The sequence below is a fragment of the Methylobacterium bullatum genome (assembly GCF_014845095.1).
Classification (GTDB): Bacteria; Pseudomonadota; Alphaproteobacteria; order Rhizobiales; family Beijerinckiaceae; genus Methylobacterium; species Methylobacterium bullatum.
The window spans coordinates 46,182-52,260 of record NZ_NKUG01000011.1; the positions used below are offsets into that span (position 1 = coordinate 46,182).

The following is a 6,079-nucleotide window of genomic DNA, read 5'->3' on the forward strand; positions in this document are numbered from 1 at the left end:
GGCGCTGAGGAGGCCCGGAATGGTGGATCCGGCTGTCCTGTCGTCTGGCGTCTTTTAGGTACTGGCGTATCTTGGGTTTCGGCCCCATGGCACTCCGGGTCAAGGGCCGTGGCCGGGGCGGATTGTCAGGGGGCGTCCTGCGGCGCGGCCCGCATTACGGCTTGTCGTTGCCGCCGCGCAGGCCGAGCTCCTGGGCCAGGATGTCGAGCTTCTCCATGGCGCGGGCATCCGGGCTGAGGGCCATGCGGCCGCGGTCGAGGGCATGGCTCGCCTGCTGGCGCTCGCCCAATACGCTGTACGAACGCACGAGACGCAGCCAATCATCCACCGTGCCGCCCTTGGAGGCGAGGCGCCGGTCGAGGCCGGCGACCATGCCGCGGATGGCCGCGTCCCGTTCGGGCGCCGGCATCGCCTTCACGGCAGCCACGGCGGCGTCCGTCCCGGCGCGTTCGGCCGCATCGGCAGCAGTTACCGGCGGTACGGGCGCCGAGGCGAGGCCAAACTCGCGGGCGAGCTCATCGAGCTTGGCTCCGGCTCCATCCTCGCTGCCGACCGCGTTCCGCGCCCGGTCGAGGGCCGCCTTCATCTTTTCGCGATCTCCCAGCACGCCGTAGGACCGGACGAGGCGGACCCACTCGTCGGCGGTGCCTCCCTTTTCCGTCAGGCGCCGGTCGAGCCCGTCGACCATGCCCCGGATCGCCGCGTCGCGATTGGCGGCGGGCATCGCCTGCAGATCCGCCGCAGCACTGGAATCGGGAGCCTGGGCCGATGGGCCGGGCTTGGCGGCCGTGGCCGGCGCCTCGCCTTGCAGGCGGGTCAGGGTCTCGCGCACGAGCGGCAGCCAGGGCGCATCGGCCGGAGCATTCTCCATCAAGGCGGTCAGCCGCCGGACCGCGCCGGGGATGTCGCCTTCGAGCTCGGCGGCGCGCGCGAGGTAGAAGCGCGGCTTGGCGGCGCCGGCATCGAGGCTCGCCGCGCGCTCGAAGATCTCCTTCGCCCGGGGCGTCACGGTCCCGTTGGCGCCGGCGACCAGGGCCTCGCCCCAGTCGGAGAGGCGCTGCGGCGACTCGCCGAGCACGCGGGTCGCGGCCTCGTAGGCATGGGCCGCATCGTCGAAGCGCCCGAGCCGGACATAGACCGGCGCGAGCACCGACCAGCCGCGACCGTCGCTCGGGTCGCTGGCGAGCCGTGCCTCGATCTGTCCGATGGCCTTGAGCATGTCCTGTCCGCCCGACTGCACCGCCTGCCGGTCGGAGGCCGTCTGGGACGGCATGTGCGGCGAGCCGTAGAGCCCGTAGGCGATGAGCGCCACGAGGGGGATCGTCGACAGCGCGAAGGCCGAGGCCGCCCGACGCTGGCGCAGGGCCGGCTCGGCGATCCCGTCGGAGACGGCTTCGGGGTTTTCGCGGCTCGCACGCAGAAGACGGCGGCCCGCCTCGGTGCGGGCGGCCTCGGCCTCACCGGGGGCGATCAGTCCCCGCGTCAGGTCGCGCTCGATTTCGCGGAGCTGATCCTCGTAGAAGCCGGTCTCTGTGACGAGCGCTCCGGCCGGTGGCGGGGAAGCGGCGTCCGCCCGCCGGGTCTTGGACCACAGCGACATCGGCCAGAGCAGGGCCAGCACGGTGCCCCCCGTCATCACCGCCAGTATGAACCAGATCGCCGTCATCTCACCCCGAACTCATGCCATACCATGTAAGCGCCGGACGGGTCCGAGCGCAGGGACCGGTCCGGCGACACGGTGTCACGCGAACCTGTGCCGTTTCAGACGGGCCGGCCTCGGCGGCATCCCCGCCTGAAACACCATTCGGCGCGTTTCGCATAGCCCGACGCTCATCCGGCGCTGGCATTCGGCGCGTCTCCGGGCACCTCGATCACGGCCCGCACACCGCCGAGCGTCGCCTCCTCCAGGCGAAAGCGCCCGCGATAGAGCGCTGCCAGATCGGCGACGATGGAAAGGCCGAGCCCTGAGCCTGGCTTGGTCTCGTCGAGCCGCCGGCCGCGGCCGAGTACCGCCGCGCGGTCTTCCGGCTGCAGGCCCGGCCCGTCATCCTCGATGGAGACGAGAAGGTGGGGATAATGGTGCTCGCTCACCGTCTCCGCCCGGATCGAGACGCGGCTGCGCGCCCATTTCGAGGCGTTGTCGACGAGGTTGCCGATCATCTCCTCGAAATCCTGGCGCTCGCCGCGAAAGCGCAGGCCCGGCGGCACGTGGACCTCGTAGGCGATGTCCTTGTCGCGGTAGATCTTGCCGAAGGTGCGCACCAGGCCCGCGAGTGCCGGCTCCACCTCGGTGGAGGTGCCGAGGGTGCCGGCCAAAGCCGCCGCCCGCGCACGGTCGAGGTGGTAGTTCACCTGGTCGCGCATCACCGCGGCCTGCTCGCGGATCTTGAAGGCGAGGTCTTCCTGCGCGTCGCTGGCGCCGACCTCGTTGACGATGATCGACAGCGGCGTCTTCAGGGCATGGGCGAGGTTGCCCACCTGCGTGCGGGCACGCTCCAGGATCTCGCGGTTGGTCTCGATCAGCAGGTTCACCTCGCCGGCGAGCGGCGCGATGTCGCGCGGATACTCGCCGTCGATCCGGTCGGCCTCGCCCCGGCGGATCGCGCCCAGAGCCGTGCGGAGCTTGGCCAGGGGGGCCAGACCGAAGCGGATCTGCAGCAGGGTCGTGAGCGCCAGGAACAGGCCGAGCAGGCCGAACGTCACCATCAGCGAGAAACGGAAGCGGCCGACATCGTTCTCGATCTCGTCGGCGGGGCCGGCGACGCGCACGGTGTAGCGCCCCTCCTCGCCGAGATCGACGTCGCGCTCGATGATGCGCAGGGGCCGGTCGTCCTGGGCCTTGCCGTAGCCCTGGCGGATCTGGCCGATCCCGGCATTGTTGTCCGGGGTGCCGGCCGGCTTCAGGGGCACGCCGACGAGGGAACGCGAGGTGCGCAGGTCGCGCGGGCGCGCATCCGGCCGCCCCACCTGCCAGTACCAGCCCGAGAGGGGCAGGTCGAAGCGCGGGTCGCTCAGGTTGAAGGAGCGGCTCTCGGGATCGTTGGGCGAGACGAGATCGGTGGCGAGGTTGTTGGCGTAGACGAGGAGCCGGCTGTCGAAGGAGCGCTCGGTGTTCTCGCGGTAGAGCGTGGTGAGGATCCAGGCCGCGATCAGCAGGATCGCCGAACTCGCGATCAGGGCCGAGCCTGCCAGGCGCACGGCGATGGAGCGCCGCCGGAACGGCAGCCAGGAGGGAAAGGCGATCATCTGGGCGCGGCTGTCGTGGGGGCTATGCCCTGGTACACGACAGGTGCCGGAAAGGCGCGTCTTGCGAGGCACAGAGATGGTGTAGACGGCCCGTCCATATTATGTACACATCTCTTGGAAGAGGAACGGACCATGGCTCTTCATATTCGCGACAAGGAAGCGGATCGTCTTGTGCGTGCTCTTGCCGAGCGCAAGCACATTTCGCTGACGGACGCCATCAAGCTCGGTGTGGGCAACGAGCTCAAGCGCGAGGAGGAGAAGGTTTCCGTGTGGGAGCGTATTCGTCCGATCCGGGAGCGCGTCGCATCCCGGCCGGATACCGGCCTCAAGGCGGACAAGGCCTTCTATGACGAGATGAGCGGCGACGCTTGATGTTCGTCGACGCGTCGGCACTGGTCGCCATCCTGACGGGAGAATCCGATGCGTCGGACCTCGCTGCTCGCCTCGAAGGCGCGACGACGCTGATCACGTCGCCCATCGCGGTCTACGAATCCGTTCTTGCCATCGCACGGACCAAGCAGGGCGGTATTGGGGAAGCCCGAATCGATGTCGAGATGTTCCTTGCCGCTGTCCCGATCCGCGTCGTTGCAGTGACGCCTCTCGATGCGTCCACCGCTCTCGACGCGTTCGAGACATACGGAAAGGGCAGAGGGCTCCCCGCACAGCTCAATATGGGCGATTGCTTCGCCTATGCGGCGGCTAAGAACAACGGCGTCCCGCTCCTCTTCAAGGGCCAGGACTTCATCCACACCGATATCGCGCAGGCTCTAGCCTGAACCCCATCGAAGCTACACCCGCGGCGCGGGCTGGTTCGGGTCGACGAGGTAGCCCAGACCGCGCACGGTCTGGATCAGGTCCACCGCGAGCTTCTTGCGCAGGCGGCCGACGAAGACTTCGATCGTGTTGGAATCCCTGTCGAAATCCTGGTCGTAGAGATGCTCGGTCAACTCGGCGCGGGAGACCACGCGGCCGGTGTGGTGCATCAGATAAGCGAGCAGGCGGTATTCGTGGCTCGTGAGCTTGATCGGGTTGCCGTCCACATAGACGCGGCCCGAGCGGGTATCGAGCACGACGGGTCCGCAGGAGATCTGGCTCGTGGCGTGGCCGGTGGCGCGGCGCAGGAGCGCGCGCACGCGGGCCATCAGCTCCTCCATGTGGAAGGGCTTGGTCACGTAATCGTCGGCCCCGGCATCGAACCCGTCGACCTTGTCCGACCAGCGGTCGCGGGCGGTGAGGATGATGACCGGCGTCTTGATGCCGGCGCGGCGCCATTTCTGCAGCACGGTGACGCCGTCCGCCTTCGGCAGGCCCATGTCGAGGATGATCGCGTCGTAGGGTTCGCTCTCGCCGAGATAGGCACCCTCTTCGCCGTCGAAGGCCTTGTCGGCGACGTAGCCGGCCTCCTCGAGCGCGCTGACCACTTGCCGGTTGATGTCCCGGTCATCCTCGACGACGAGCAGACGCACTGCGATTCACTCCCAAGATGAGGCGGCGCTGAGGCCCCCGTCGCGGAGAACGATAGGCGCCCCCGCCTTTATTTGCCGATAACCCGCCCGGTGGTGGCATCCACCAACACGTGGACGAACTGTCCGTCCCGGCGCAAGGCCGTCAGGAGATAGGCGAGGCCCTCCCCGTGCCGGCAGAGCCGGGCGCGCTGGATCTCGGCCCGGGAGATCACCGTCCGGGCGGCGCGGATCGCGGCCACCGGCTCGATCACCCGCTTGTCCGCCACCGCCTCGCGCAGATCTGCCGGGCTGAGACAGCTCTCGCTCGGCGGGACCGCTTGCATGGGCGCCGAGACCTCGGCCGTTCCGGGCGCCATCGTCTCCTCCGCCAGCGTGCGAATCGGCCCCGTCGCGAAAGCCGCGACGGTCAGGCCGATAAACAGCAGGGCGAGGAGGATACGCATGGATTGAGTCAATGGTCTTCGGGCACTGAATGCGCCCTGAATGCGGGGTCCGTCGCGCCCCGTGTCCGAACGATCGGATCGTGGCGCGACAGGCGGTGAGCGGGCAAGCCGATGGCGGGCCCTCCGGTTCCCGGACGGCGGCGTCACGAGGGGCCGGCGCGCTGGGCGACGAGGCGCTGCAGGGCGAGGCCGAGGAGGTGCTGGCGGTCGATATGGTCGAGGGCCGCCCGGCACAGGTCGGTCATCGAGCGCTCGAAACGGGTCTCGGCGGCCCGGAGGCGGAAGGAGGCGGCGCGCAGCCGCGAGGAAGGCGGGAAGAGGCGGGTCATCGGGTGTTCTCCGTCGTATGGGCACGGGGCGTCATCGCCCCTCGTGGCGGGTGTCCGACAGGCGGCGCAGGATCTCGTCGAACTTCTCCCGCGCCCGCTCGTCGCTGCGGTCGACGCCGCGCGAGATCTCGCTCGCGAGACGGGACAGGTCTTCGAGCACCCGCGTCCGGCTCTCGATGGCCAAAGCCACGGCGGAATTCGCCTGGGAGGCCCGTTCCAAAGCCGTCGCGGTGGCGCCGGTATCGCCGATGCGGGCCTCCTGGGAGCGGCCCACTTCCCGGTAGAGGTGCAGGCAGGCGAAGCCGAGAAGGGCGGCGACGATCCAGCCCGCGCCCTCCTCCGAGAACAACAGGCGGGCGGCTTCGAGCGCGATCCTGTCCATGGGAACCTCCCTTCCGCTGCCCCGGCTGGATTCACCCATCTGCTCTTTCAGGCGATCCGCGTCCCTCTCCCCCTTGTGGGGAGAGGTCAGGAGTGGGGGTGGCTCCGCCAGCCTCCGCAAGCGGAGGGTCGCCCAACCACCCCCACCTCCAACTCCTCCCCACAAGCTCGACGGATCTCGGGCAGGCCCGAGATCCGTCGAGCTTGTGGGGAG

The 6,079-nt window shown here is 69.4% G+C and carries 8 protein-coding genes; 2 read left to right on the plus strand and 6 right to left on the minus strand.

The window, feature by feature from the left end; translation table 11 throughout:
- Positions 1 to 154: 154 nt before the first annotated feature.
- Positions 155 to 1,666 (minus strand): c-type cytochrome biogenesis protein CcmI, encoded by a 1,512-nt coding sequence (gene ccmI, locus MBTS_RS01370; RefSeq protein WP_056143216.1) that lies wholly within the window; start codon positions 1,664 to 1,666, stop codon positions 155 to 157.
- 164 nt (positions 1,667 to 1,830) lie between these two features.
- Positions 1,831 to 3,246 carry a sensor histidine kinase gene (locus tag MBTS_RS01375; RefSeq protein ID WP_056163848.1) on the minus strand — a complete coding sequence of 472 codons (1,416 nt, stop codon included), beginning with the start codon at positions 3,244 to 3,246 and terminating at the stop codon, positions 1,831 to 1,833.
- Positions 3,247 to 3,378: 132 nt separating this feature from the next.
- Between MBTS_RS01375 and MBTS_RS01380 the strand changes: the two genes are divergently transcribed.
- Positions 3,379 to 3,618 (plus strand): type II toxin-antitoxin system VapB family antitoxin, encoded by a 240-nt coding sequence (locus MBTS_RS01380; protein ID WP_147832584.1) that lies wholly within the window; start codon positions 3,379 to 3,381, stop codon positions 3,616 to 3,618.
- Positions 3,618 to 4,022, plus strand: a complete 405-nt coding sequence (locus MBTS_RS01385) for a type II toxin-antitoxin system VapC family toxin (RefSeq protein WP_147832583.1) — start codon at positions 3,618 to 3,620, stop codon at positions 4,020 to 4,022. Before MBTS_RS01380 ends, MBTS_RS01385 begins: the two co-directional genes overlap by 1 nt.
- A gap of 12 nt (positions 4,023 to 4,034) precedes the next feature.
- Here MBTS_RS01385 and MBTS_RS01390 read toward each other — a convergent pair whose 3' ends face one another.
- The 4 genes from MBTS_RS01390 to MBTS_RS01405 all read right to left on the minus strand — a co-directional run bounded on the left by MBTS_RS01390 (position 4,035) and on the right by MBTS_RS01405 (position 5,866).
- The gene (locus tag MBTS_RS01390) at positions 4,035 to 4,712 is read right to left on the minus strand and encodes a response regulator transcription factor (RefSeq protein ID WP_056143225.1); all 678 of its coding nucleotides are present in this window, start codon (positions 4,710 to 4,712) and stop codon (positions 4,035 to 4,037) included.
- A gap of 68 nt (positions 4,713 to 4,780) precedes the next feature.
- Positions 4,781 to 5,155, minus strand: coding sequence for a PepSY domain-containing protein (locus MBTS_RS01395; protein WP_056143228.1), 375 nt, complete (start codon positions 5,153 to 5,155; stop codon positions 4,781 to 4,783).
- A 143-nt stretch (positions 5,156 to 5,298) separates the two neighbouring features.
- Positions 5,299 to 5,484 (minus strand): hypothetical protein, encoded by a 186-nt coding sequence (locus tag MBTS_RS01400; RefSeq protein WP_056143231.1) that lies wholly within the window; start codon positions 5,482 to 5,484, stop codon positions 5,299 to 5,301.
- 31 nt (positions 5,485 to 5,515) lie between these two features.
- Positions 5,516 to 5,866 (minus strand): hypothetical protein, encoded by a 351-nt coding sequence (locus tag MBTS_RS01405; protein WP_018045771.1) that lies wholly within the window; start codon positions 5,864 to 5,866, stop codon positions 5,516 to 5,518.
- Between the last annotated feature and the right edge of the window lie 213 nt (positions 5,867 to 6,079).

What these genes read in the sequence shown, in the direction of transcription:
- MBTS_RS01405 (WP_018045771.1), bottom strand. Translation starts at nt 5,866, where the DNA reads ATGGACAGGATCGCGCTCGAAGCCGCCCGCCTGTTGTTCTCGGAGGAG.
- MBTS_RS01385 (WP_147832583.1), top strand. Translation starts at nt 3,618, where the DNA reads ATGTTCGTCGACGCGTCGGCACTGGTCGCCATCCTGACGGGAGAATCC.
- MBTS_RS01380 (WP_147832584.1), top strand. Translation starts at nt 3,379, where the DNA reads ATGGCTCTTCATATTCGCGACAAGGAAGCGGATCGTCTTGTGCGTGCT.
- MBTS_RS01395 (WP_056143228.1), bottom strand. Translation starts at nt 5,155, where the DNA reads ATGCGTATCCTCCTCGCCCTGCTGTTTATCGGCCTGACCGTCGCGGCT.
- MBTS_RS01375 (WP_056163848.1), bottom strand. Translation starts at nt 3,246, where the DNA reads ATGATCGCCTTTCCCTCCTGGCTGCCGTTCCGGCGGCGCTCCATCGCC.
- ccmI (WP_056143216.1), bottom strand. Translation starts at nt 1,666, where the DNA reads ATGACGGCGATCTGGTTCATACTGGCGGTGATGACGGGGGGCACCGTG.
- MBTS_RS01400 (WP_056143231.1), bottom strand. Translation starts at nt 5,484, where the DNA reads ATGACCCGCCTCTTCCCGCCTTCCTCGCGGCTGCGCGCCGCCTCCTTC.